This window comes from Acinetobacter sp. CAU_H_S139_7 (genome assembly GCF_058599305.1).
The window spans coordinates 1-26,396 of the sequence record NZ_CM178651.1; the positions used below are offsets into that span (position 1 = coordinate 1).

General features: G+C 41.8%; 23 protein-coding genes. 13 read left to right on the forward strand and 10 right to left on the reverse strand.

All coding sequences use genetic code 11. The features are described 5' to 3' along the window. The 5 genes from dnaA to AC4MC0_RS00025 all read left to right on the forward strand — a co-directional run bounded on the left by dnaA (window position 1) and on the right by AC4MC0_RS00025 (window position 6,799). Window positions 1-1,380: a chromosomal replication initiator protein DnaA gene (gene dnaA / locus AC4MC0_RS00005; protein WP_078390110.1), complete on the forward strand. Its 1,380-nt coding sequence runs from the start codon at window positions 1-3 to the stop codon at window positions 1,378-1,380. Window positions 1,381-1,490: 110 nt separating this feature from the next. Next, window positions 1,491-2,639, forward strand: coding sequence for a DNA polymerase III subunit beta (gene dnaN / locus AC4MC0_RS00010; RefSeq protein ID WP_004977721.1), 1,149 nt, complete (start codon window positions 1,491-1,493; stop codon window positions 2,637-2,639). A 15-nt stretch (window positions 2,640-2,654) separates the two neighbouring features. Next, window positions 2,655-3,737, forward strand: a complete 1,083-nt coding sequence (gene recF / locus AC4MC0_RS00015) for a DNA replication/repair protein RecF (RefSeq protein WP_491887187.1) — start codon at window positions 2,655-2,657, stop codon at window positions 3,735-3,737. A gap of 52 nt (window positions 3,738-3,789) precedes the next feature. Continuing rightward, entirely contained in the window at window positions 3,790-6,261 is a 2,472-nt protein-coding gene (gene gyrB, locus AC4MC0_RS00020; protein WP_491887188.1) for a DNA topoisomerase (ATP-hydrolyzing) subunit B, read from the forward strand. Window positions 6,262-6,430: 169 nt separating this feature from the next. Next, complete coding sequence (locus AC4MC0_RS00025) at window positions 6,431-6,799, forward strand: hypothetical protein (RefSeq protein WP_004977712.1); 369 nt, start codon at window positions 6,431-6,433, stop codon at window positions 6,797-6,799. A gap of 639 nt (window positions 6,800-7,438) precedes the next feature. Here the strand turns inward: AC4MC0_RS00025 and AC4MC0_RS00030 are convergent. Continuing rightward, the gene (locus tag AC4MC0_RS00030; RefSeq protein WP_491887189.1) at window positions 7,439-9,379 is read right to left on the reverse strand and encodes an ATP-binding cassette domain-containing protein; all 1,941 of its coding nucleotides are present in this window, start codon (window positions 9,377-9,379) and stop codon (window positions 7,439-7,441) included. Window positions 9,380-9,608: 229 nt separating this feature from the next. Here AC4MC0_RS00030 and AC4MC0_RS00035 point away from each other — a divergent pair, with 229 nt between their 5' ends. The 4 genes from AC4MC0_RS00035 (at window position 9,609) to erpA (ending at window position 13,571) form a co-directional block, all read left to right on the forward strand. After that, on the forward strand, window positions 9,609-10,619 hold the full coding sequence (locus AC4MC0_RS00035; RefSeq protein WP_279741216.1) for a putative solute-binding protein: 1,011 nt from the start codon (window positions 9,609-9,611) through the stop codon (window positions 10,617-10,619). A gap of 254 nt (window positions 10,620-10,873) precedes the next feature. Beyond that, the gene (locus AC4MC0_RS00040; protein WP_078390106.1) at window positions 10,874-11,884 is read left to right on the forward strand and encodes a putative solute-binding protein; all 1,011 of its coding nucleotides are present in this window, start codon (window positions 10,874-10,876) and stop codon (window positions 11,882-11,884) included. Between the two features lie 231 nt (window positions 11,885-12,115). Beyond that, window positions 12,116-13,117, forward strand: coding sequence for a putative solute-binding protein (locus AC4MC0_RS00045; RefSeq protein WP_171263906.1), 1,002 nt, complete (start codon window positions 12,116-12,118; stop codon window positions 13,115-13,117). Window positions 13,118-13,235: 118 nt separating this feature from the next. Next, window positions 13,236-13,571: an iron-sulfur cluster insertion protein ErpA gene (erpA, locus tag AC4MC0_RS00050; protein WP_004697409.1), complete on the forward strand. Its 336-nt coding sequence runs from the start codon at window positions 13,236-13,238 to the stop codon at window positions 13,569-13,571. 60 nt (window positions 13,572-13,631) lie between these two features. Here erpA and AC4MC0_RS00055 read toward each other — a convergent pair whose 3' ends face one another. The 5 genes from AC4MC0_RS00055 to grpE form a co-directional block, all read right to left on the reverse strand. Continuing rightward, window positions 13,632-14,006: a hypothetical protein gene (locus AC4MC0_RS00055; RefSeq protein ID WP_005401765.1), complete on the reverse strand. Its 375-nt coding sequence runs from the start codon at window positions 14,004-14,006 to the stop codon at window positions 13,632-13,634. Between the two features lie 115 nt (window positions 14,007-14,121). Beyond that, entirely contained in the window at window positions 14,122-15,033 is a 912-nt protein-coding gene (locus AC4MC0_RS00060; protein ID WP_491887190.1) for a matrixin family metalloprotease, read from the reverse strand. Window positions 15,034-15,115: 82 nt separating this feature from the next. Then, entirely contained in the window at window positions 15,116-15,940 is an 825-nt protein-coding gene (blaOXA, locus tag AC4MC0_RS00065) for an OXA-211 family carbapenem-hydrolyzing class D beta-lactamase (RefSeq protein ID WP_491887191.1), read from the reverse strand. A 114-nt stretch (window positions 15,941-16,054) separates the two neighbouring features. Beyond that, window positions 16,055-17,995, reverse strand: a complete 1,941-nt coding sequence (dnaK, locus tag AC4MC0_RS00070) for a molecular chaperone DnaK (protein ID WP_491887192.1) — start codon at window positions 17,993-17,995, stop codon at window positions 16,055-16,057. Between the two features lie 119 nt (window positions 17,996-18,114). Continuing rightward, window positions 18,115-18,663 carry a nucleotide exchange factor GrpE gene (gene grpE, locus AC4MC0_RS00075; RefSeq protein WP_004697399.1) on the reverse strand — a complete coding sequence of 183 codons (549 nt, stop codon included), beginning with the start codon at window positions 18,661-18,663 and terminating at the stop codon, window positions 18,115-18,117. Between the two features lie 924 nt (window positions 18,664-19,587). Here grpE and AC4MC0_RS00080 point away from each other — a divergent pair. Beyond that, window positions 19,588-19,815, forward strand: coding sequence for a hypothetical protein (locus AC4MC0_RS00080; protein WP_004697397.1), 228 nt, complete (start codon window positions 19,588-19,590; stop codon window positions 19,813-19,815). 113 nt (window positions 19,816-19,928) lie between these two features. On the opposite strand, the gene AC4MC0_RS00085 is transcribed toward AC4MC0_RS00080, so the two are convergent. Beyond that, a complete protein-coding gene (locus tag AC4MC0_RS00085) occupies window positions 19,929-20,501 on the reverse strand; it encodes a hypothetical protein (protein WP_004697394.1) in 573 nt (190 codons plus the stop codon). A gap of 198 nt (window positions 20,502-20,699) precedes the next feature. Here AC4MC0_RS00085 and AC4MC0_RS00090 point away from each other — a divergent pair, with 198 nt between their 5' ends. Next, on the forward strand, window positions 20,700-21,773 hold the full coding sequence (locus tag AC4MC0_RS00090; protein WP_491887193.1) for an alpha/beta hydrolase: 1,074 nt from the start codon (window positions 20,700-20,702) through the stop codon (window positions 21,771-21,773). 47 nt (window positions 21,774-21,820) lie between these two features. Here the strand turns inward: AC4MC0_RS00090 and AC4MC0_RS00095 are convergent, their stop codons facing one another. The 3 genes from AC4MC0_RS00095 to tnpA form a co-directional block, all read right to left on the reverse strand. Further along, window positions 21,821-22,489, reverse strand: coding sequence for an acetoacetate decarboxylase family protein (locus AC4MC0_RS00095; protein ID WP_005401739.1), 669 nt, complete (start codon window positions 22,487-22,489; stop codon window positions 21,821-21,823). A gap of 37 nt (window positions 22,490-22,526) precedes the next feature. Beyond that, on the reverse strand, window positions 22,527-23,807 hold the full coding sequence (locus AC4MC0_RS00100) for a transposase (RefSeq protein ID WP_490747393.1): 1,281 nt from the start codon (window positions 23,805-23,807) through the stop codon (window positions 22,527-22,529). Between the two features lie 157 nt (window positions 23,808-23,964). After that, complete coding sequence (tnpA, locus tag AC4MC0_RS00105; RefSeq protein WP_287166577.1) at window positions 23,965-24,378, reverse strand: IS200/IS605 family transposase; 414 nt, start codon at window positions 24,376-24,378, stop codon at window positions 23,965-23,967. A 20-nt stretch (window positions 24,379-24,398) separates the two neighbouring features. Between tnpA and AC4MC0_RS00110 the strand changes: the two genes are divergently transcribed. Both AC4MC0_RS00110 and AC4MC0_RS00115 read left to right on the forward strand, forming a co-directional pair. Beyond that, the gene (locus AC4MC0_RS00110) at window positions 24,399-25,457 is read left to right on the forward strand and encodes an RNA-guided endonuclease InsQ/TnpB family protein (RefSeq protein WP_058951462.1); all 1,059 of its coding nucleotides are present in this window, start codon (window positions 24,399-24,401) and stop codon (window positions 25,455-25,457) included. Between the two features lie 72 nt (window positions 25,458-25,529). Beyond that, on the forward strand, window positions 25,530-26,099 hold the full coding sequence (locus AC4MC0_RS00115) for a peptidylprolyl isomerase (protein ID WP_005402030.1): 570 nt from the start codon (window positions 25,530-25,532) through the stop codon (window positions 26,097-26,099). Window positions 26,100-26,396 lie beyond the last annotated feature (297 nt).

A 26,396-nucleotide genomic window follows, 5' to 3' on the forward strand; every position in this document is an offset into this window, starting at 1 on the left:
ATGCTTTGGACGGACTGCTTAACTCGCTTGCGACAAGAGCTCTCTGGGAATGTCTTTACAATGTGGATACGCCCTTTAGTTGCAGAAGAGTTAAATGACACACTACGTCTTTATGCTCCCAATCCCTATTGGACACGTTACATTCAAGAACATCACCTAGAGTTGATTACAATTTTAGTGGAGCAGCTCTCTGAAGGGCGTGTACGTAAAGTTGAAATTTTAGTCGATTCACGCCCGGGTGCAATTTTATCTGCGAGTGAGCAACCTGCAACGACGACTGCGGCTTTAGAGTCTGCTCCAGCACCTGTTGTACGTTCGAAAAAAGAAAAAGAAGAAGGGAATTCTAAAAACAGCCGTAAACGCCAGTTAAATCCTTTATTTTCCTTCTCACTTTTTGTGGAAGGTCGTTCAAACCAAATGGCTGCTGAAACGTGTCGTAAGGTTTTAACCCAGTTAGGTGCTTCTCAGCACAATCCCTTATTTTTATATGGCCCGACTGGTTTAGGTAAAACACACTTAATGCAAGCAGTGGGCAATGCCTTGTTGCAAGCCAAACCCAATGCACGTGTCATGTATATGACGGCAGAAAGCTTTGTTCAAGACTTCGTTAGTTCTTTACAACAAGGTAAAGTGGAAGAATTTAAGAAAAATTGCCGATCTTTAGATCTATTGTTGGTCGATGATATTCATTTGTTGGCGGGTAAAGAGGCAAGTTTAGTTGAGTTTTTCTATACTTTTAACGCACTTTTAGATGAATCTAAGCAAATTATTCTGACCTCTGATCGTTATCCAAAAGAATTAACGGAATTGGATCCACGTTTGGTTTCACGCTTTTCTTGGGGCTTGTCGGTTGGAGTTGAACCACCAGATATTGAAACCCGTATTGAAATTTTGCTGAAAAAAGCAGAAAGCAATGATGTGGAATTACCACGAAACTGTGCGTTATTTATTGCGCAACAAGTGGTTGCAAACGTACGTGAATTGGAAGGTGCGTTGAATAAAGTGGTGGCCATTTCACGCTTTAAGGGTACAGCTATTGATTTGGATGTTGTGCGTGAGTCTTTAAAAGACGTCTTGGCCATTCGTGCACGAACCATCAGTACTGAAAATATTCAACGTGTGGTGAGTGAGTACTTTAGAATCCCACTCAAAGAGTTGGTTGGGCCTAAACGTACCCGTATTTATGCTCGTCCACGCCAATTGGCAATGGGCTTGGCACGTGAGTTAACTGGCGACAGTTTCCCTGAAATTGGTATGGCCTTTGGCGGTCGTGATCACAGTACTGTCATGCATGCTTGTGAAAAAGTTTTAAGTCTGCGTGATGAAGATCCGATCTTCAATGAGGACTATAAAAACTTGCAACGCTTGCTGCAAAGTTAAGCGAAATTGCTCAAATTCTATTCTTGCAATGCGGCATGTTCTGCCGCATAGTACACTGCTAAAAACACATTTATTTATTATTTTATCTTCAGTTTTTCGAGGAATGTATCGTGCGTTTAAAAATCGCGAAAGAAAGCTTACTTAATGTTCTATCACATGTCGTAGGAGCGGTTGAACGTCGCCATACTTTAAATATTCTTTCAAATGTTAAAGTGCAAGTGAGCCAAGCGTCTTTGACGATTACAGGTTCAGACCTAGAAGTTGAATTGGTTGCAAGCACTACTCTTGCCGAAGGGGCGTGTTTGCAAGCGGGTGAAACCACTGTTCCTGCGCGCAAGCTGATGGATATTTGCAAATCTTTACCGACTGCAGCACTGATAGATTTACAAATTACTGAAGATCAACGTTGTATTTTAAAGTCTGGTAATAGTCGTTTTGTGTTGGGGACTTTACCGGCTGAAGATTACCCGTTATTGACCACAGAGAACACGCAAGGCACGCAAGTTGCGGTGACACAGCGTGAATTAAAGCGCCTATTTGAAAAAACTGCATTTGCTATGGCAGTGCAGGATGTGCGTTTTTATCTCACGGGAACCTTGCTTGAAATTGATAATAATCAACTGCGTGCAGTGACCACAGATGGCCACCGTTTAGCTCTGTGTGAAACTGTTGCTAGCTCAAATGCCACTCAATTGATTCAAGCGATTGTTCCACGTAAAGCAGTGGGTGAACTACAGCGTTTATTGAGCATTGAAGATGAACAATTGGCGTTGTTAATCGGTCGTGAACTATTGAATGTGACCATTTCTATTGCCAGCCGTGACAAAGAACAAGGGGATACCACTGTTCGTTTCACCACGAAACTGATTGACGGTAAATTCCCTGATTATCGCCGTGTGATTCCACGTGGTGGGGATAAAAATGTCTTAATTGCACATGATGTCTTTAAGCAATCTTTACAACGTGTTTCGATTTTAAGTAATGAAAAACTACGTGGTGTGTTCTTAAACTTTGCCGCAGATACTTTACAGCTACGTGCCAATAACCCTGAGCAAGACGAAGCCGTAGAAGATTTGGCGATTCAATATAATAATGCGCCAATGGAAATGTCTTTTAATGCCCAATACATATTGGAAGTCTTAGGCGCATTGGATGGTGATGATGTGTCAATGACGATGACCGAAGCAAATCAATCGGTTCTAGTGCAAGATCCAGCTCATCAAGATCAGACCTATGTGGTCATGCCAATGCGTGTTTAAGCCCTAGGTTCAGGCATGCAAATCACGCGTTTAAACATCGAACGTGTTCGAAATCTTAGAACGGTTGCTCTCCATGGATTGCAACCGTTTAATGTTTTTTATGGACAAAATGGTTCAGGTAAAACCTCGATTTTAGAAGCCATTCATCTGTTGGCGACAGGGCGTTCCTTTCGTACCCATATTCCGAAAAACTATATTCAAACCGATACCCACAACGCGATTGTCTTTGCCCAATCCAGTTCTGAAAAAATAGGGATACAAAAGCTGTTGTCTGGTGAACAGCTCATCAAGGTCAATGGCGACAACATTGCCACTCAAGGTCAATTGGCTAAGATTCTTCCTTTGCAACTGATTGATCCGCAAAGTACCGATATTATTGATCATGGCGCCAAGCCTAGACGGCAGTTATTAGATTGGCTGATGTTCCACGTGGAACCTGAGTTTTATCATGCATGGCAATATTATTCACGGGCATTAAAACAGCGTAATAGTTTACTGAAAACACGACGGAATCTAAGTCTGACAGATTTGGAGCCGTGGAACAAAATGCTCAGTGACTATGGGGAAATGCTGCATTCGCAGCGCGTCAGCATTGTGGAGCAGTGGAAGGGTTTTTTTGAGCAAGATTTAAAACACTTGCTGCCAGATATCGAGGTTCAGTTAGAATATAGCCCTGGCTTTCATACCGAGTTAGGGTTACTGAATGACCTGCAAAGTCACCATCAAAAAGACCTTGAACGGCGCTATACTGAGTATGGTCCACACAAGGCAGATTTACGTTTAAAAACAAGCCTTGGCGATGCAGATGTCGTACTGTCACGTGGACAAAAAAAGCTGTTAATCATAGCCTTAAAACTGTCACAGATTGCAATGCTGCATGCTTGTAATAAGGAAACTGTGGTATTATTAGATGATCTGACAGCAGAATTAGATTTAACAGCACAACAACGTTTAATTGAGCGATTGAGCCAACTGGGTAGTCAAGTTTTTATTACCACTTTAGAGTGTGAATCAGTCAAAAATCACTTACATGATTTATCTATTTCTTATCAATTATTCTGTGTTGAAAACGGTCAAGTTCAAGTTGTCGCACAATGATTTTAGATTTTACCCATCACGGGATAGACCTATTTTTCGCTAGGGAGAAACCATGAGTTCAGAAGATCAACAAGCTGCTTCTCAAACGGAACAAACCACAGAAAAAGCTTATGATTCCTCTAGTATCAAAGTATTACGTGGATTGGACGCAGTACGTAAACGTCCGGGTATGTATATTGGCGATACGGATGATGGTTCAGGCTTGCACCATATGGTGTTTGAGGTGGTGGATAATGCGATCGATGAGGCGCTTGCAGGTCACTGTGATGAAATTTTGGTGACGATTCACGAAGATGAATCTGTAAGTGTATCGGACAATGGGCGCGGTATTCCGACCGATATTCACCCTGAAGAAGGGGTTTCTGCCGCAGAAGTGATTTTAACCATTCTGCACGCAGGTGGTAAGTTTGATGACAATAGCTACAAGGTTTCAGGTGGTCTACATGGTGTAGGCGTATCGGTTGTAAATGCCTTGTCGCGTAAGTTGGAACTGACGATTCATCGTGCAGGTCATATTCATCAACAAGAATATAAACACGGTGATCCGGTTTACCCACTGACTGTTGTGGGGGATACGGATACCACAGGAACAACTGTCCGTTTTTGGCCAAGTGCTGAAACTTTTAGCCAAACCATTTTCTATGTTGATATTTTGGCGCGTCGTTTACGTGAATTGTCTTTCTTAAACGCGGGCGTGCGCATTGTTTTGCGTGACGAGCGTATTCATGCAGAACATGTGTTTGACTACGAAGGCGGTCTGTCTGAGTTTGTGAAATATATTAACCAAGGCAAAACCCATCTGAATGACATTTTCCATTTCACCGTACAGGCTGAAAATGGCATTGGTGTTGAAGTGGCGTTGCAGTGGAATGATACCTATCAAGAAAATGTACGTTGCTTTACCAACAACATTCCACAAAAAGATGGTGGAACGCATTTAGCGGGTTTCCGTGCGGCATTAACGCGTGGTCTAAACAGCTATATGGAAAACGAAAACTTACTCAAAAAAGAGAAAGTAGCCGTTTCTGGTGATGATGCCCGTGAAGGTTTAACCGCGATTGTTTCAGTGAAAGTGCCTGATCCAAAATTCTCTTCACAAACCAAAGAAAAGTTGGTTTCAAGTGAAGTGAAACCTGCGGTTGAACAGGCAATGAATAAATCATTCTCTGAGTATTTGCTTGAAAACCCACAAGCTGCAAAATCGATTGCGGGCAAAATCATTGATGCGGCACGTGCTCGTGATGCAGCACGTAAAGCGCGTGAAATGACACGCCGTAAAAGTGCGTTGGATATTGCAGGCCTACCAGGTAAGCTCGCAGATTGCCAAGAAAAAGATCCAGCATTGTCTGAATTGTATCTAGTCGAGGGTGACTCTGCAGGCGGTTCAGCAAAACAAGGCCGTAACCGTAAGATGCAAGCGATTTTACCGTTGAAAGGTAAAATCCTAAACGTGGAACGTGCGCGTTTTGACAAGATGATTTCATCTCAAGAAGTCGGCACGCTGATCACAGCACTCGGTTGTGGTATTGGTCGTGAAGAGTACAATCCGGACAAGTTGCGTTATCACAAAATCATCATCATGACCGATGCTGACGTGGATGGTTCGCATATTCGTACCCTATTGTTGACCTTCTTTTTCCGTCAAATGCCTGAGCTGGTGGAGCGTGGTTATATCTATATTGCTCAGCCACCGCTGTATAAGCTGAAAAAAGGCAAGCAAGAGCAGTATCTGAAAGATAATGATGCGCTTGAAACCTATTTAATTTCAAACGCGATTGATGAGCTTGAATTGCACATCAGCGATGCTGCACCTGCAATCCGTGGTGAAGCTTTAGCGAATGTGATTGCAGACTATCAAACGTCTCAGAAGAGCTTACAGCGTTTAACTGTACGTTATCCTGCCAGTGTCTTAGATGCGTTGATTTCGGTTGAAGGCTTTAAGCTTGATCAAAACCATGACCGAGCTTATGTTGAGCAGTGGGCTGAACAAGTGCGCAGTGCTGTGGCAGAGATTCAACCGAGCTTGCGTCCTGAGTTGAGCTTAGAAACGTTTGAAAAAGAACTGGCGGATGGTCAAAAGATCGAGACTTACTTGCCTCGTATCACCATCTATGTACACAATTTGCCGCACAGCTATTTATTAGATGCAGGCTTATTGGGTTCTGGTGAATATGCACGTTTATTGAAGAACTCCAAGAGTTGGTTCACGTTGTTGGAAGACGGTGCTTACCTACAAAAAGGCGATCGCAAGATTGCAGTCACTAACTTCCATCAGGTATGGCAGCATATTTTGTCTGATTCACGTCGTGGCATGATGATTCAGCGCTATAAAGGCTTGGGGGAGATGAATGCGGACCAGCTTTGGGAAACGACTATGGATCCTGAAAACCGCAACATGTTGCAAGTTACCATTCAGGATGCGATTGAAGCTGATCGTATGTTCTCTTGTTTGATGGGTGACGATGTGGAACCACGTCGTGCATTCATTGAGGAAAATGCATTGAATGCGGACATTGATGCCTAAGCGCTTTACAAAATAAGCCAAAAAAGCACCCTACGGGGTGCTTTTTTTTACAGCATTTTTTATGATTTTGAATAAAATATAAGCAGTGCACACTGTTATTAAACTGACTTATAGCGATGTCATGATGTGAGTATCAAGTCTTTTGCACAGTGCAAAATGTGAGGTCATTATGATGGATAACCAACTAGAACAAGTACGCGACATTTGGGTGAATGCTTTTTTTACAGGTAATTATGAGGTTTTAGCTCAATATGAAGATGAGCATTTTAAAGTGGTCTATGAACAAGCTGATCGTGTAGAGAGTAACTATACGCGCTATGAAAAGATCGCGCATGCTGTGAAAAATGGCGTTTGGAAACCTCAAAAACCCGACGTTGAATTTGAAGAATTTGAGTTTGATCGTGACCAAACACGCTGTCAGGTCTTGATCGGTTTGGTTGAAAATCGCCAACAAATCCAAGAAACATGGGTCTTTGATCAGGGATGGAAAATACAAGAATTACGGTTTTTAAAGGCGCAAAGAGCTGTATTAAATTAAGGAAAAAGAGTACAAAAACAGGATGGATTTGCCTAAAACAACTGAATAAATAAACAGCATTAGCCTGTGGATAAATAAAAATAGCACTTTATATCAGTTGCTAAAATACGTATAATTTTATCCACAGTTGTTTCAAGTGTGGTTTTTAAATTTAAAACCATACGTTATTTTTTAAATTTAAATCGGATCTTTTAAATTTATTCCCTCTTTTTAAATTCAAAACTTGTTGTGTTGAAAGGTGCATGTCTGAACATGGTGGATATTCGCTGTCTGTTGTGAAGGTTGTATTTGGCTTTAAGCTGTGAAATGCATGGAAATAGGGCAGTATATAGTTGAATATTCAATTAATTAAGCTAAATTAAACAATCTAATTTTTTGCTTTTTAAGAATATCTAAACAATAAAAATCAATCAATTTATCGCTTTATTTATTAAGAAATAATTTTAATTTCAATCACTTATGAATTATAAAAATGCTCAGATTCTTTGGGTGCATTTCCTATTGAGTTATATGCATAGACCGAAAAGGTACATTTTTCAAGATCGATTGGTGTTGCAGCAAAGTAAATCAATCAAAATGGTTAAGACATAAAAATGCCCGCCATGCATAAACAGAGCGGGCAGGGTGTATGAGGAAAGATTATTCGTTTTCGAATGAGCTTTCGAGTTCTTCAAGTTCCATCATCAGCTCTAGCATTTGTTCTTCTGCTTCACTGACTTGGCTTTTAAGTTCGGTTTGCTCATTCATCAGTTTCATGAGTTCATCTTTGCGTGCAGCATCATATAGGCCAGCATCACCGAGTAAACGTTCAATGTCGACTAAACGTGGCTGGTGTTTTGCCAGTAGGCTTTCACATTTTTCGATATTTTTACGAATCGGACGCGTTTGTTCACGGCGCTGTGCAGCTAATTTACGCTGCGCTTCTTTATCAACCTTTGAAACGATGGTTTTTTGAGTGCTGACTTTAGACACGATCGGCGCTACGATTCCGCCTTGTTTAATCATTTCTAGGCGCGCTTGGCGTAACCAGTTGGCATAATCGTGTAGATCACCTTCAAATTCGGTCGATTTTCCAGCATGGACTAAAATGAGGTCATCACACACGCTGGCAATCAGTTGGCGTTCGTGCGAAACCAAGACCACAGCACCTTCATAGTCTTGTAAAGCCATGGTTAGCGCATGGCGCATATCTAAGTCTAAATGGTTGGTCGGTTCATCTAGAATCAAGACATTGGGACGTAACCACACGATTAAAGCCAATGCCAAACGTGCACGTTCACCACCTGAAAAGCTCTCACAAGGGGTATCCATCCGTTCGCCACTAAAGCCGAAGCTGCCTAAAAAGGCACGTAAGGTCGCTTCACTGATTTTTTTATCCGCAATGCGTGCCAATTGCAGCATTGGGCTGGCCGACTCATCCAGTGAATCCATTTGATGCTGCGCAAAATAGCCGATATTTAGCAGTTCTGAGGCTTTACGTTGTCCTGCCAATAAAGGTAAATCACCGACCAAGGATTTGATTAAAGTCGATTTACCTGCACCATTCATCCCCAATAAGCCAATTCGGCTCGTCGGGGTGATTTGTATATTGATATTGGTTGCAATCAGTTTGTCGCCATAACCAATATCAGCCTGTTCTAGAGTCAGCAGTGGTGAACTCATTTTAGTGGGTTCACGGAAGCTAAAGGTAAAAGGGGTATCGACATGTGCAGGCGCAAGCAGCTGCATCCGTTCCAATTGTTTAATTCGGCTTTGTGCCTGACGTGCTTTAGTGGCTTGGGCTTTAAAACGGTCAATATATTTTTGAATATGTGCCCGTGTTTCGAGCTGCTTTTCATAGGCTTGTTGTTGTTGTGCTAAGCGTTCTGCACGAGTGGTTTCAAAGGTGGAATAGTTGCCGCTATAGAGGGTGAGTTCTTGATTTTCGATATGTAAAATACGGTTGGTAATGGCATCTAAGAAATCACGGTCATGCGAAATTAAAATTAGGGTACCTGTATAGGCATTTAACCAATCTTCTAACCATAAAATAGCATCGAGATCTAAGTGGTTGGTTGGTTCATCCAGTAATAATAGATCCGAACGGCTCATCAAAGTACGCGCTAAGTTTAAGCGCATCCGCCATCCACCAGAGAAACTCGAAACCAAAAGTTGGTTTTGATGTTCCATAAAACCCAGACCCGCCATAAGCTGAGCGGCTTTAGCGGGTGCGGAATAACCGTTAATTTCGTCGAATCGGCCATGTAAATCAGCCAGTTCAGTGTCAGTTAACTGTTCAGGATGGTTGAGCTGTTGTTGAATGTTCCAATATTCTTCATCACCGGTCAGGACGAAATCAATCGCAGCCATATCTAAGGCTTTCACTTCCTGTGCCATGTGTGCCACTGTCCATACGGCAGGGCGGCTCAGGGTGCCATCATCAGGACCTATCGAGCCTAAAAGCGCAGCAAACAGGGTTGATTTTCCAGCACCGTTGACACCGGTGAGACCAACTTTCCAACCCGGATGGATTTGCATGGAGGCTTTTTGAAATAACACTCGTCCACCACGGCGCAATGAAACTTGATCAAGCTGAATCATGGAACTATCAAATATCAGAAAAAGGTGCGCCTATTCTAATGGATGCGTCAGCAAAAGACTAAACATTCAAAATTTATCTGAACTGAAATCTTGAATAGCTGCTTTTAAGGGGAGGATGAAGCCATTTGACCTTTGGTCGGAAAGCTAAAAATTGACCTTTTTTGACCTATATTGAGGAATAGCACACAGATATATTTTCCCAGTAAAACAAAAATATGAAGGGATAATAATGAAAAGAAAAGGATTTTTTATTTTATCGACGCTAGCACTGTGCGGCTTCTCAAGTATGGTACAGGCGAAGCAGCAGGTGTGTGTCTTTGATTTACTGGGTAAAGCAGGGGAGTCTTATAAATTCTTAGAAGAATGGGCTTTGGTCAGTAAAAAATGGGGTGCACAAGTACAGTTGATTTCGTTTCAGGACGAAGACTTGGTCGATAAAGCCTTTCAAAATGATAAATGCGATGCGGTGTATATGACCTCAATGCGCGCGCGCACCTATAACAAGTTCGCAGGTTCGATTGATGCCTTAGGTGGAGTATCAAGCAATAAAATTGCACAAAAGGCCGTGGAATATGTACTCGATCCTCGTAATACCAAGCGCATGACCACCACATTACAAGGTGAAAACTATGAAGTGGCAGGCATTGGCTTGATTGGTTCAGCTTATATTTTTGTCAAAGACCGAAATTTGAATACTATTGAGAAAGCGCAAGGTAAAAAATTTGCCATCCTGCATTATGACCGTGCACAACGGGTGATGGTAGAGCGGGTAGGGGCTGTTCCTGTGATGTCGGATATTTCCAACTTTATAAAAAAGTTTAATACAGGTGAAGTGGATGTGGTTGCTGCACCTGCTTATGCGTATAAACCCTTAGAAATTGAAAAAGGTCTAGGCGCTAAAGGGGCTATGCTTAATTTTCCCGTGGTCAATGTCACTGCAGATTTAATTGTCAGACCCGAGCGTTTTCCTGCCCAATTTGGCGAGCAATCGCGACAATGGTTTTTACAAAAAATCCCGCAATCCTTTGCCATGGTGCAGCGACTTGAAGCTGCCATTCCCAGTAAAATCAAAATGCAGCTCAGCAAAGAAGACAAAGAAAAATATCAGCGCTTGCTACGGGAAGGGCGCATTGATTTAACCAAACAAGGGGTCTATGACCCAGGCATGATGCGCGTGCTTAAAAAAGCCCGTTGTACGGTTGAACGTACCAATTTTGAATGTTCATTGGGCGGTGAATAAGGCGAAAATCTGTATTTCTTTGTAATATTAAGCATCATTCATGTAAAACGGCTGATGCAGGATTTTTATTTTAATATGATGAATTTAAAATGCTTTTACTAATCCTTTGAAAAGAAAAATGAGAGAAAAGAAAAAAATTTGCCCAATTGACAGTAATTTTTGAGTAAATGCTCTATTTTTTTAATTTTAACTTGCTTAATATTTTGCATGTGTATGGACACCTGTCAAACAACAAAACGAACAAGGACACAAGAATGAAAAAATTAACCCTCGCACTCGCTGCTTTTTCTGCTTTGGGTGTAGCGTCGACAGCACAAGCGGCCAAAGTGGACATCTGTGTATTTGACTTGCTTGGCAAATCTGGTGAGTCCTATCAAATGGCGCAAGAATGGGCTTTGGCGGCAAAAGGCTGGGGGGCTGAAATCAATTTAATCCCTCGTCAGGATGAAGCCGTTGCCGACAATGACTTTAAAGCAGGCAAGTGTGATGGCGTGTTTATGACTGCTATGCGTGCACGCCAGTACAATAAATTTGTCGGTTCTATTGATGCATTGGGTGGTGCTCCAAGCAATGCCATTGCACAACGTGCGATTACTTTTGCATTGGATCAGCGTAATGCGACCAAAATGGTGAGCAATCTTGGGGGTAAAAAATATGAAGTGGCAGGGATTGCACCTTTAGGTTCAGCTTTTATTTTTGTGCGCGATAAAAGTATTAATTCCATTGAAAAAGCGGCAGGTAAAAAGTTTGCAGTCTTGGGCTATGACGATGCCCAAAAAATCATGGTACAACGCGTCGGTGCGCAAGCAGTGATTTCCGATGTGTCTAACTTTGTGGCGAAGTTTAATAATGGTCAAGTTGATATGGTCGGCGCACCGGCTTATGCTTATAAACCCCTAGAAATTTATAAAGGTTTAGGCACGAACGGCGCCATGTTTAACTTCCCTGTACTACAAGTGACAGCTGACTTTGTGATTCGTCCAGATCAATTTCCAGCAGGCTTTGGACAAAAATCACGCGATTGGTTTGTGAAAAACCTACCGAAAAGCATCGCAATGATTGGTCGTTTAGAAGCAGGCATTCCTGCAAAATACAAAATGAACCTCACAGCAGAAGACAAAACCAAATATCAAAAAATGCTGCGCGATGGTCGGATGGATATGACCAAACGAGGCATTTATGATCCAGCAATGATGTCGGTGTTGAAAAAAGCCCGTTGCTCGGTGGATAAAGCCAACTTTGAATGCTCACTGGGCGGTGAGTAATTTGCCGAGTGTAATCAAAGAAAGCTCAGTTTAATTGGGCTTTCTTTTTTTGCTTTTAATCGACAGATTTAAATCGATTTGACGCAACTAATTTGTATAGCGCGTAGGAAATGAGTGGTTTTGAACCGAGTGAAGTGTCAGTCGGGGCATTAAAAAATAACAAAGAGCACAAGTGAATGGCTCATCACAATAAACAACAATAAGTCAAAAGGAAGATGCATGAAACAGTGGATGAAAGGCCTCAGTGTCGGGACATTAGTCATTTCTGCAACAGCGATGGCACAGGCCAAACAAGTGGTTTGTGTATTCGACTTGGTCGGTAAAAATGGTGATGTATATAGCTTGATGAAAGATTATCAGTTGGCGGCTAAAAACTGGGGCGCGGATATTGAACTGCGGGTCGGACAAAACGAAGCCGTGATTGCTGAGGATTTTAAAGCAGGAAAATGCGATGCCATTAGTGTTACAGGCATGCGTGGGCGTCAATTTAATTCGTTTACAGGCTCACTCGACGCGATTGGTGCGATTCCCGATCTCAATTTAGCGGTTAAAGTGATGCAAGGCTTGGCTAGCCCCACTTTTGCTAAACATATGGTCAATGGTAAGTACGAGGTCGCAGGTGTGATTCCTGTGGGGGATGCCTTTTTATTGGTGAATGACCGTAGCATCAATACCGTAGCGAAAGCCGCAGGCAAGAAAATTGCGGTTTTAGACTATGACCAAGCGCAAAAAGTCATGGTTCAACAAATTGGTGCGCAAGCTGTGAGTGCCGATGTCACGAACTTTGGTGCAAAGTTCAATAACGGTCAAGTCGATATTATTGGTGCGCCTGCTGCGGTTTTTAAGCCGTTGGAATTACATAAAGGCTTGGGGACGAAAGGGGCGATTGTGAATTATCCGATTTTACAGGTCACAGGTAATATCATTATTCGTCCGGATAAATTTCCTGCAGGTTATGGACAAAAATCACGGGAATGGGTCAAAGGCCAGCTGCCGCGTGCATTCGGTATCTTGGGTAAAATGAAAGCTGAAATTCCGCAAAAATATTGGATGCAGGTGCCGGCTGCAGATCAACCGGGTTATCAAAAGATGATGCGGGAAGCACGAATTGATCTCACCAATCGCGGTATTTATGATAAGCGAATGATGAAACTGTTATGGCAATTCCGTTGTAAGCAAGCGGCGAAAAACTTTGAATGTGGACTACAGGATGAAAATTACAAACAATCTTGAGAAAATTAGTCTGATTTGACTTTAAATATTCAAATAGGGACCATATATTGAGTATGCTATACTCGAAATATGGTCTTTTTGATTTGAAAGACAGCTGAACCGAACTGAGGAATCTAAGATGAATGCCCAAGCACTTGAACTAAGCGACAATGCCGCAAATAAAGTACGTCAATTACGTGACAGTGAAGGGAATCAGGATTTAATGCTTCGTGTATATGTCACGGGCGGTGGTTGTTCAGGTTTTTCTTATGGCTTTAACTTTGCTGAAAACCAAAATGAAGACGACGCAGAATTTATCAATGGTGATGTGAAAATGTTGGTTGACTCATTGAGTTATCAATATTTGGTCGGTTCAGTGGTGGATTATATTGAAGGTTTGGAAGGTTCACGTTTCATCGTGCAAAACCCAAATGCAACAACGACCTGTGGTTGTGGTTCATCTTTCTCGATCTAAACCTGATCTGATTAAAAAAGCCCTCATCATGAGGGCTTTTTTATGTGCAATCATTCACTTTCAATCGAGTTTAATTGCATCGAGTAAGTCAAAAATAATCGTGGTGACATCTTGGCTTAAGTCACGGTTATTAAAAACTTCATAGGCAGTAATGGTGACATCGGTGTCACTCGGTAACAGTTTCTGCTCTTCTTCAATCAAGTCATTGATTGGTAAAAGCGTCTGTTTCACCTCCAGATGTAAAACATCCTTAAACTCTAAATTTTCATCTTCAAGTTCTAACAGCTGCTCGTTAAAATAGGGCAATAGAATAGAATGGAGATAAGGTTGAATCTCAACAATATCAAAGATTTCGATATCACGAGTTTCTTCAATCGTACTGATGTGGTCATTTACTTCGATTAAGATATGGTAGTAACTCACATTCGTCTCCAAAGCTTCTAGTGGATATTCAATTATTTACAATAACACGAACCCGAGTCAAGATGTGCTGTGATTGTATTTCATACACATATTAAAATTATGGGATTTTTTTTAGCAATTCATCATTTCAACGGGCATTAAACAATGCAATATCGGCACTTTGTAAACGGAAATGCTGCATATCTTGCTCTTCTAGCATTGGGTACATCAGGGCTTTCGGATCATTATGATGTTTCATTCCGAGGGCATGGCCAAATTCATGCGCTAAAGTCAGACGTAAGTCTTCTTTGGACTCAAACTCATAAATATGAATTTCACGCCCATTGAACAGTCCTTTATCAAATAGACGGGGTTGAAAGCGCTGGTTGAACTTGTCGATGGCCAGATTATGGCCTTGATCTAAGCGGTTCAGTTCATCTACCTTTTGATTGTAGGCATTCACTTGCAGATTAAAGTTGGCAATTTGTTGGTCTAAAACGTGTTGCTGTTGACGCAGCTGCGCCAAACTCTGTTGTACAGCCGCCTGCTGCGAAGCAGGGACTCCGCCGTGCTGGTTATACTGACGGATCATGGCATTATAGTTTTGGCTAAGTTCCTGTAGGCTCTGTTTTTGTACATCTAAAGCCCCTGAGTAGCGTGCCAGATTTTGTTGCATGGCTTTGAGTTCATTATTTTTTTGACTCAGCCCGTGTTCATTTTGTGTCAGTTTAGACAGTTGATCACGGCGTTGTACCGACTCATCTTGACGCTGGTCATAAATAAGTCGAATACTGAGTCGAGCATTAGGGTCATAGACAAAGTAGTCTTGGCCTAAACCCTGTTTCCAAATATCCGTGGCTTGCTGGCTAATGTACTTTAACTCATGTTCACTAAGACCAAAACGTGGATCGACTTCCGCAATACGATAGCGAATACGCTGATCGAAAGGATGGGTGAGTCGATCCAGCAGGGGATTGAGACGTAGCTGGGGTTGTTGCATATTTTGATACAGAATCAACCCTAAAAAGCCCAGCAAAGCAAACAAGAGACTTTGACGCATATTTCTTCATATATCTTTATTTTTAGCTACTTTAGCGTAAAAAATACCTTTGCAACATAAAAAATATGTCTTCTCTGTGGGCTTAAATTATCCCCAGTGCTGTCAGGCTTTGTTTGACCAGTTGCTCACGCACGCTGGCTGAAATCCCTGTTTTCATCTGCATATTCAAAGCAAAATACACTTTTGCACCTGTTGCTGTTTCGACCCAGCCTGTCCACCAACCGACTTGCGGTTCTAGGTCCATGCCCCAGCCTGATTTTGCATAGAGTTTATAATTCGGTTTTTGTTCAATCAGTAGCATGTCTTGTACTGCATGTTGCACGTCGGGCTTAAAAGCGAGTTTTGTATTGGCTAGTTTCTCCACAAAAAGGACTTCTTGAACAGGCGTAATTTGCAGTGGACCGACTAACCAAAAATTATCGACAACGGTGCCAATCTGTTGATTGCCATATCCAATGCGCTGCACTTCTTTTTGCATCAGGTCTAGGCCAATGCGCCGTGCAAGCTCCTGATAAACGGGAACGGCAGATGCTTGCATGGCTTGGCCTAAAGTCATGTCTTTTTCCCAAGCAGGGAAGCTGCGCTTTTGACCATCCCATTTAAATACTTCGGTGCTGGTTGCTTTACCATGTTCTAGTCCGATTAAGGCATTCAGCATTTTAAAGGTAGAGGCAGGTACATAGGGTGTCTGAGCACGGCTCAAGTCATTACCGTAGCTGTGTAAGCCATGTTTATCCTTAATGACAACCACCCCCGTGGTTTGGAGTTGATCGAAGGCTTGTTGGATCTGCTGCTGCGCGCTTTGCTGATGTTGGTTTTTAGCTGTTTCTACGGAGGGGGTTATTGTGGTACATGCGGAACCGAAGGTTGTAATTAGGGCGATGAGGCCCAATTGTAAATTTTTCATTGAAGGCTGAGATCTAAATTTTTTATCAGCCTAATGTAAAAGTGGAATGTGAAACAACAATATTTAGGTAATAAAAAACCGCGCTTTCGCGCGGTTTTTTATTAAAGAGACAAATTATTTTTTGTCATCTTTTACTTCAGTGAACTCAGCATCTACAACGCCATCGTCCGCTTTTTGTTGTTGACCAGCGTCACCGCCAAATGCATTCGGGTCGAAACCTTCAGCACCGCCTTGACCTTGCGCAGCTTCATACGCACGTTGCGTGATTGGCATGATGATGTTTTGAAGTGCTTCAGTTTTCGCTTTGATGTCTTCTACATCATTTTCTTTAGTTGAAGTTTCAAGCTCAGCGACTGCAGTTTCAACAGCACTTTTTTCGTCAGCAGTTACTTGCTCACCTAGATCTTTTACTGCTTTTTGAGCAGAAGATACCAATGCATCCGCTTCGTTACGTGCTTTCGCAAGTTCTTCGAACTTACGGTCTTCTTCAGCATTCGCTTCAGCATCTTTGATCATTGCTTCGATTTCAGCATCAGACAAACCTGAGTTTGCTTTAATCTGGATTGATTGCTCTTTACCAGTGCTCTTATCTTTCGCCGATACTTTTAAGATACCGTCAGCGTTAATGTCGAACGATACTTCAATTTGTGGCACGCCACGTGGAGCAGGCGGAATGTCACCTAATTGGAAGTTACCCAACAATTTGTTTTGTTGAGCCATCTTACGTTCACCTTGGTAAACAGAAATGTCTACAGCAGGCTGGTTGTCAGCAGCAGTAGAGAACACTTGTGATTTCTTCGCAGGAATCGTGGTGTTTTTCTCAATGATTGGTGTTAATACACCGCCCATTGTTTCAATACCTAAAGTTAACGGTGTTACGTCTAATAAAAGAACGTCAGTTTTGTCACCAGACAATACCGCACCTTGAATTGCAGCACCCATTGCTACCGCTTCGTCAGGGTTCACGTCTTTACGTGGTTCACGACCGAAGAACTCTTGTACTTTTTGTTGTACAAGTGGCATACGAGACTGACCACCCACCAAGATCACATCAGAAATCTCAGAAGTTGAAAGACCTGCATCTTTAAGTGCAATACGGCAAGGTTCGATTGTACGTTCAACTAAATCAGCCACTAAACCTTCAAGTTTTGCACGTGTTACGTTAATCACTAAATGTTTAGGACCAGTCGCATCAGCCGTGATGTACGGAAGGTTAATTTCAGTTGCATTTGACGAAGAAAGCTCGATTTTTGCTTTTTCAGCTGCTTCTTTCAAACGTTGTAATGCAAGTGGATCTTGTTTCAAGTTGAAGTTTTGTTCTTTCTTGAACTCTTCAACCAAGAACTCGATTAAAGCGTTATCGAAGTCTTCACCGCCAAGGAAAGTATCACCATTGGTTGATAACACTTCAATTTGTTGGTCGCCATCAAGATCAGCGATTTCAATGATAGATACGTCAAAAGTACCACCACCTAAGTCATAAACTGCAACTTTACGGTCGCCTTCTTTTTTGTCCATACCGAACGCAAGTGCAGCAGCCGTTGGTTCGTTGATGATACGTTTAACTTCTAAACCTGCGATTTTACCCGCATCTTTAGTTGCTTGACGCTGTGCATCGTTAAAGTAAGCAGGAACGGTAATCACCGCTTCAGTTACTGTCTCACCTAAGTAATCTTCTGCAGTTTTCTTCATCTTTTTCAAGATTTCAGCAGAGATTTGTTGTGGTGCAAGTTTCTTGTCGTTTACTTCAACCCAAGCATCACCATTGTCAGCTTTGATGATTTTGTAAGGGACAAGACCGATGTCCTTTTGAACTGCTTGGTCTTGATACTTACGACCGATCAAACGTTTGATTGCGAATAATGTGTTTTTAGGGTTAGTCACTGCTTGACGTTTTGCAGACTGACCCACCAAGATTTCGCCATCTTTATACGCAATAATCGATGGTGTTGTACGTGCACCTTCAGCGTTGTCGATCACTTTAACTTTGTCGCCTTCAAGTACAGCGACGCAAGAGTTTGTTGTACCTAAGTCAATACCAATGATTTTAGCCATTTGGATGATTCCTCAAAAATTTTTGCAATGTTTTTGCTTGTTATTCGATATGAGAGCCGTTCAATTTTTTTCAAGTGATAATCAAGAAAAAATTTTACAAACTCTCGAATTTATAGAGTTTATGCGCCAACCATGACCATTGCTGGACGAAGCAAACGACCATTTAAGGTATAACCTTTTTGTAATACCGTTCCGATCTCGTTGGCTTTCGCATTTGGATCAATCCCGACTGCTTGATGCAAGTCCGCATTGAAACCATTTGCTGTATCAACTGCGACCACACCAAATTTTTCCAGTGCAGTCAGTAACGATTTCAACGTCAGTTCCACACCTTCAAACATTGGTGTTTTTTCCTCACCCGATGCGCTAAGGGCACGTTCTAAATTATCCACTGAGTCCAGTAACTCTTTTGCGAATTTTTCGAGAACGGTGTCTTTATGCTTCTCTGATTCACGTTGAATACGCTCTACACTTTTTTGTGCTTCGTATACAGCATTTGCAGTGCGGGCTTTTTCAAGTTTTAAACTTTCTTCCAGATTAGTGATCTGGGCTTGTAAATCTTCAACTGAAACTTCAGCTTGCTCCGTTTCAGCTTGAGTTTGTGCTGTTTGTTGATCAGCTTGCTCTTGCCCTAGATCTTGAGCTTGTTCGTTTTGCTCAGCCGCCATAGATTTACTCCGTTTAAATGGGTTCTTAAACATGTACAGTCCTTTTGGCTTCAGTGCTAACTGGGTTAATCCTGAACTGCCATGAGTGATAAAATTCATGATTAATACAAAGGTCGGGGCAACAGCCAAAAATTCAAGCGGCTTCAGTGATTAATTCATGTATTTTTGGTAAAAAATTGCTGAAATCAGGCTTTCTAGGTGCTTATTCTGTCCGAAGGTCCATTTCCAATTCTGCTTGAGTTTTTTTATGTTGAAAAAGGCTAATCGTTACATTGAATTATTTTAATTAAATTTATCTGTTTTACTAATTTTTCGCTTGACCACATAATGAGTTCATCAGCGGTGATCATACTTTGTGGAGAGAGCAAAGTATGGTGACTGCGACCTATTTGCATAGCTTGGGGAAACTCTCCCATTTAGAGATTTAGGTTTTTGAATAGTACGTCTCCCAAAAGTACTTTATTCAGTGCAAAGGTATAATGCTGTCAGGATGATTCGAGCTTTGCGCTCAAAATTCGATTTTTAAGGCTGTGGTTTCTTTATTTTTGTATGCTTTTTCGAGCTTAATCCGCCTTGGGTTAAGCTTTTTTTTTTGCTTAAAATTTAAAAGTAACATTATTTAATCGTGTATCAGCATACAAGAGTTCTGCAATGCTGAAGAGTTGAGAGGCTCAGTATAGATTTCCTTTTGTGCTGCTAATCGAAGAGAGAAACAATGAAGAATCAGCACATTAACTTGCATTGCTGTGGAGATGTAGTGCTAAGGCGGCATTTGTGCGCAATTAATAAAAAATTGCACAAGTTGTACTCGAGTCTGCAAAAACTACAACTCAGCACGTGTGTAAAAGTTTTCAGATTTGACAAAGATAGGCAGGGCAAAGTTTGGCTTTGCTATTTTTGTATGACGTAAAAGGAAATGAAAGAATGTTAAATAAGAAAACTGCATTATTGTCTCTAGCGCTTTTAGGTTCAGCATTTGCCATTGTGGGCTGTAGCTCAAATGAAACCAGTACAGCGCCTGAGTCCGCTCAAGTGACCACTGCACCGGATGCAACAGCAACCGTTGAGGGGAGTGCTGGAGTCGAGGTTCAAGCAGATCCTGCGGCTCAGATTGAACCCATCCAATCTACACCTGCGACAACACAACAATAAAGCTTAAAAGAGAACGTTCTCTTACACTCGCTTTGTTCAAGACCTTCACCGGATGCCGTGAAGGTCTTTTTTTAGAGGGTAAATCACTAAAGCTGCTCAGCCGTGTTATTTCATCAGTCTGATGTACGATGACGATTTTCTCGTTCTTGACGTGAGTTATCCCAACCTTTGTTTTGATCGCGGCGTTGATCATCGGGATGTTGCTTACGATCGTTATGGGATTGTTTGCGTCGATCTTCAGTCCGTTGACGCTCTTGCTCGCGACGTTGGCGTTCGGCATTTTGTCGTTGCTGACGTTCAGCATCATAACGTTTACGTTCTTGGTTTAATCGCTCTTGATCACGCTTTTTCTGTTGCCAATCGTGATGACGTTGATTGGCGATCCGTTTGCGCTCAGCTTCAATACGTTGCCGTTCTTGTTCACGGTTTTGACGTTCCCATTCAGCATGTCTTTGGCGGTTTCGGTCTGCCTCGCGACGTTCGCGCTCGATACGGTTTTGTCGTTGTTGGTATTCCCAACGTTGGCGGTCTCGTTCACGTTCATAGCGATCATGCTGGTCGTAGCGTCGATCATCATAATCATAGCGGTGGTCGTAGCGTCCGTCATAATAGCCATCCTCAGGAAAAGCCACACAGCCAACAAACAAAGTGCTGATGAGCGAGAGGAATATTATTTTTTTAGTCATGGCAGATCTCCTTCATAAAACGGAGTAGCAAAACACTCCTAAATCGGCATAAAAATTGTCAATGACAAGCTCTTAAAAGAAGATTAGCGTATAGGGCGTATTGCTATGTATCTTGATGTGAAGACTTATATAAGAGAATGGTCACATAAGTGCTGATCATGTAGAGAATATGAAGAACGATAAAAGGATATTATTGACATGGGCGTGTTGAATCAAACTTTACAACAATGGATGGAACAAGGCCAAGGCAGTGCGGCGCGTGTAATTGATCGCTTACCGACAGTAGCACAAGAAGGCTTGGTGAAAGCGCTGGGTTATCCTCACCAGTTTGAACAATTAGATCCCTTTATCAAATGCTTAATGGCAGCTCAATATAAGCAAGGCAAATCGGGCTTTATTTTTGAAGACTACCATCGTTCGCGTAGATTGTTTGATCATCAAATTCAAATGTTGACCGCGAAACCCAGCGCGGTAAAACAAGTGGAAGATTTACGTCTACCTTTACAAAGTGGAACTGTGTTTGCACGGCATTATCATCCTGCACCGAATAAGAAACTTCCGATGCTGGTGTTTTATCATGGCGGCGGCTTTGTGGTTGGCAGTCTCGACAGCCATGATGAAGTCTGTCGCTTACTGGCGATCCATGCCAAAGTGCAGGTGCTCAGTATTGATTATCCTTTGGCACCTGAAGTTGGCCCAAATGTATTGATTCAATCTTGTGAAGATGCTTTGGCTTGGGTCTATCAAAACCGTCGTCAGTTCAAAATTTTGAAAAACCGAATTGCGGTTGCAGGCGATAGTGCAGGTGGTAATATCAGTGCCGTAGTGGCGCAGCGAACTGCTGCAAAAGCTTATGCGCCAAGTGCACAACTGTTAATTTATCCTGTAGTCGATTTCAAAAGTCGCCATCCATCGTTCTTTGCTTATAAAGATGGACTGACCTTAACTGGACAAGATGTCGATAGGGTGACGTCATTGTATGCTGAACAACATCAAGTAGCTCTGGATGATCCTATTGTTTCGCCAACCTATGGCGTATTAAAAAGTGTCGCCCCCGCTTTTGTCATCACCGCAGGTCATGATTTATTGCATGATGAAGGTGAAATTTATGCCATTAAATTAAAGCAACAGGGCAATAAGGTTTATTATCAGAATTATCTAGATCAACCGCATGGCTTTGTGAACTTCACCATCATTTCTCGTCGAGCAAAAAAAATCACCATAGAAATGGCAAAGAACTTTAGAAAATTTTGGGATAAGAATGCCAAATAAAAAAGCATGGATTTTAAAAAGAATGTTTCACGTGGAACATTCTTTTTTTATTTAGGGCGGATTTTGGCTTCTGGAAAAACGAGCTGAAAACTCGGGACATAAAAACTTTGTAGAGCCTTGGCTTGGCCAAAGTCTGGGAAGAGGGTGGTATGGTTTTGCCATTCAAATTTTTTCAGTTTTATTAGCTTTGCGCGAAACTGTGGAGAAAACTCATAGCGTTGACCTTGCCATGCTTGTTGTATTTTGAGCATGGAACGTGGAATGTGATGACTATTAATATAAAACGGACGTGCCTTTTTGCATTGGGTGAGTGTTAAACACAGGGTTTGGTCTTGAGTGCTGAGTTGACATTGTGTTGTTTCGTGCTGCGTATGCCAGTCAAACTGAGCGAACTCTTTCGGAATGCCCCAAAGTTGTTGACCATGTTCAACTGAAATCTGTGTAGACACATAAATTTTAGGAATCGAGCTTAATCGCCGTTTGCTCAGTAAAGGGTGGTCGAGCAAAAGCAGTTCATCATAAGGTCCAACAGGGGATTGATGATAACGCACCAACATGACTTGAACCACACGACCAATCGGGGACGGGGCGATACGAAACGCTTTATATTGTCGGATAAATTGCGGACTGATCCAATAATTCAAAATAAAGGCTTCACCTTGTAAATGCCAAGGTGGAAATTGACTCAATTGAGACAGGGCTAAAGCTTCATTCATCGTTATTCTCGTTTTCTTAGAAGAAGTAGTGTTTTATTTATCCATTGGAGCGTAAAACCTCGGGGTTTAGCCCATAGGTATCTACACATCTTGATGTACCTAATGCAATTGTTGCGATTTCATTCAGTTCATCTATTGAATATTCTGAGAGCAGTTGAAGAGTGTTCAGTAAAATCGAAAGTCCTGCCAATATTGCAGGTGCACTTTCCAACTTACCTCTCTTCTGCTGTCGGCCTGAAAGACGGGCCAGAAATATACGAATTTTCTGATTTTGTTCATCTTCAGAACGCTGTATTCGCCAAGTCAGTACACACGCCATACTGCTGATCAGGAGCCGTCTTAAAATCGCTGCAGGTGTGGTCTGAAGCCATGATTCAACGTCATGGCCTGCCTGCTTCAGAAGCTTGAAATAGCACTCAATTGTCCAGCGCCAGTAATACCAGGTGGTTAATTCTACCGCATCAATCTCTGAAGAAACATTGCTGATCAGCGACCATCTCGCGACTGTTTTACCTTGAGCATCTTTCACCACAGCAACAATTAATCTGGCTGTAACTGCCTTGCCTGGCTGGGGAGCAACCCGTTGGCCTAAATCATCTTTTCTCTTCGGTTTTGCTGCACGCGTTATCCGAATATCGGTTTCTCCAACATGCAGCATATGCCTGTTTCCTTTATAAGCAATCGGCTTAACTTGCTGAGTTACTACTTTTTCTGCGACTTCTGCAACTTTGTAGGTTTCCCCTTGATGCTCAATCCGATGGCTTTCTTTGGCCCGAATCAACCATTTGAAACCATGGCTGCTGATTTCCCTCAAGTGGGCAATCGAGTCTCCTTCACGGTCAATGATATGGACTTTTGTTTTCTCAATCGGATACTGTTCAATCGTTTTGATTTGTTCTGCGAGTGAGTCCAAATGGGACTTGCGCTCGCTGTATTGTTCACTGAATGTGGAATAACAGCCGGATGCATCTGTTAGCGTCTGAGCTAATGGCGCAATTGGGAGCCCTGATGACGCATCGACAAGTAAACTGCTTTGCAATTCATAGCCTGAATTCGCCTCTGTTCTTTGAAGACGCCGAACCTTATGACTGTGCTTCACATACTGCAGTTGAGACCAGTCATGAACGATTAATGCATACTGATGCGGTGATGTCTTGATCTGTTCGCATGCAAGAAGCTTAATCGGCTGGTTTAATTGACTAAAAGAGATTTTATTATTATTCAGGAATCGCCAAACAGCCTGTGTAGTTGAGAAACTCGACTTTTGGGTAGAGGCCAGGTCTTTGATTGCGGGAGCAAGTGAAGCAAGAGGATTCATATTGAGTTTTACAAGGCTGTTATAACGTTTGACAAGACGCTGATCCAGACCAGAGATGTTAAATTGAAGAGCATGCTCTTCAATTTAACGCAAAGCTCGGAAATTGTGTAGATACCTATGGGTTTAGCCCGAGGATATAAGCGAGTGGCGTAAGCCATTAATGCGGTGTTTGCTGTTGTTGAATATATTGTTTAACAATTCCAATTGGCGCACCGCCACATGAAGCAGCGAAGTAACTAGGCGACCACAAAGCACTGCCCCATAGCTTGTTTTTAATTTCAGGGTGTTTGGTTCTTACAATGCGACTTGAAGCACCCTTTAAACTATTCACTAAGCTAGAAATTGCTATTTTAGGTGGATAATTCACAAGCAAATGAACATGATCGTGTTCACCATCAAACTCTACCAACTCGGCTTCAAAGTCTAAACAAACACGCTCAAACACTTCACGCATTGTTTCAAGCATTGCTTTGGTAAAAACATCTCTACGGTATTTAGCCACAAAGACTAAATGTACATGCATATTAAAAACACAGTGGCGACCTGTTCTAATCTCTTGACTATTGCTCATAGACCAAATATATTTTAATCATGAAAACACTTAAATTACGCATAAAAGACAAACATTACAAGGTACTAGACCAACTCGCATTGGAAGTAAATTTTGTTTGGAATTATGTGAATGATTTAGGATTTAAACATCTAAAAAGAAAAGGTGAATTTCTTTCAGCTTACGATATTGCTAAATACACGAAAGGCACATCTAAAGAATGCAATCTGCATAGTCAAACTGTTCAAGCGATAACAGAAGAATTGGTTACTCGAAGAAAGCAGTTTAAAAAAGCAAAGCTAAAATGGCGGGTGAGTAATAAGAAGTCTGCAAGACGTTCTTTGGGTTGGATACCGTTCAAAAAGGTTGCAATCAAATATGCTGATGGCTACGTGCAGTATGGCAAGCATCAATTCAAGCTATGGGATAGCTATGGACTATCAAAATACAACGTCAAAACAGGCTCATTTGTAGAAGACAGTCGTGGACGTTGGTATGTTTGTTTAGTTGTTGATAAGACAAAACAAGTTAAATCAAAGGGTAATACCTCAATCGGTATAGATTTGGGCTTAAAAGACCTTGCAACCTGTTCAGATGGCGTAAAGCTCAAAGCCCCTCAAATCTATCGGCAATACGAACAAAAACTTGGCATTGCTCAACGTGCTAGAAATAAAAAGCGTGTTAAAGCGATTCATGCCAAGATTAGAAACATACGTCAAAATACGCTACATCAATTCAGTCATAAATTGGTGAATAAACATGCAGCCATCTTCGTTGGTAATGTGAATGCAAAGGCATTAGCACGGACTAAACTAGCGAAGTCTGTATTAGATGCAAGTTGGACAACACTTAGAACCATGCTCAAGTATAAATGCGAGAACGCAAGTGTATGGTATAAAGAAGTCAATGAAGCCTATACCACCCAAACTTGTTCGAGCTGTGGCTCACGCTGTAGTAGTCCGAAAGGTAGAACGGGACTTGGAATAAGAGAATGGCAGTGCATGGAATGCGGTACATTCCATGATAGGGATATAAATTCCGCACTGAATATTCTTGCGCTCGGACATGAGCGTCTAGCAGTAGGAATCCCCGTCCTTTAGGTCGCGGAGGATGTCAAACTGAACGATTAATATACCGAAATCTAATAACATCTGAATGCTGTGAGTAAAGAAATGTTAAAGAAGAGTTTAGTTGCAGTGGCGGCTACATGTATGAGTATGGCGGTCATGGCAAATAACACGATTGTTGAAATGAAAACATCAATGGGCAACATCGAAATTGAACTGTTTAATGATAAAGCACCTATCTCAGCAAAAAACTTTGAAGACTATACGAAAGCTAAGTTTTATAACGGCACGATCTTTCATCGCGTCATTCCGGGTTTCATGGTACAAGGCGGGGGTATGACTGCGGACCTTGTAGAAAAGCCAACTCGACCAGCCATTCAAAATGAATCAAGCAATGGTCTATCTAATAAACGTGGCACTTTGGCGATGGCACGAACCAACCTACCGCATTCTGCAACCAGTCAGTTCTTTATTAATGTGGTGGATAATAACTTTCTAGATAGAAGTACCAATAACGCAGGTTATGCGGTTTTTGGTCAGGTCACTAAAGGTATGGATGTGGTGGATAAGATCACTAAAGTACCGACAGGACGTGCAGGGCCACATCAAGATGTACCGAAACAACCTGTTAAAATTCTCAGTGTGAATATTAAAGCAGCAGCAGTGCAAAAGTAATGAAAAAAGAGAGCAGAAATATTAAATTTATATTTCTGCTTTAAAATTATTAGGTTAGGTGTGTGACTGCATGTTTTTGAACCTTTTTAGTGCATAAAAATACAACACCCGATAAAACAACCAGTTAAAAGCACTTGCAAAGCTTTAGAAATCCTCTAGAATGCACCCCATACCGACGAGATAGACGGAAACGAACGAAGCACGAAGTGCTGAGTTGTTGAGTATATTGAGTCCAGCTTCTAGCACTGACGAGGTGTTAGAAAGATCATTAAGAGATTATGAAGAACAACTTGTGTG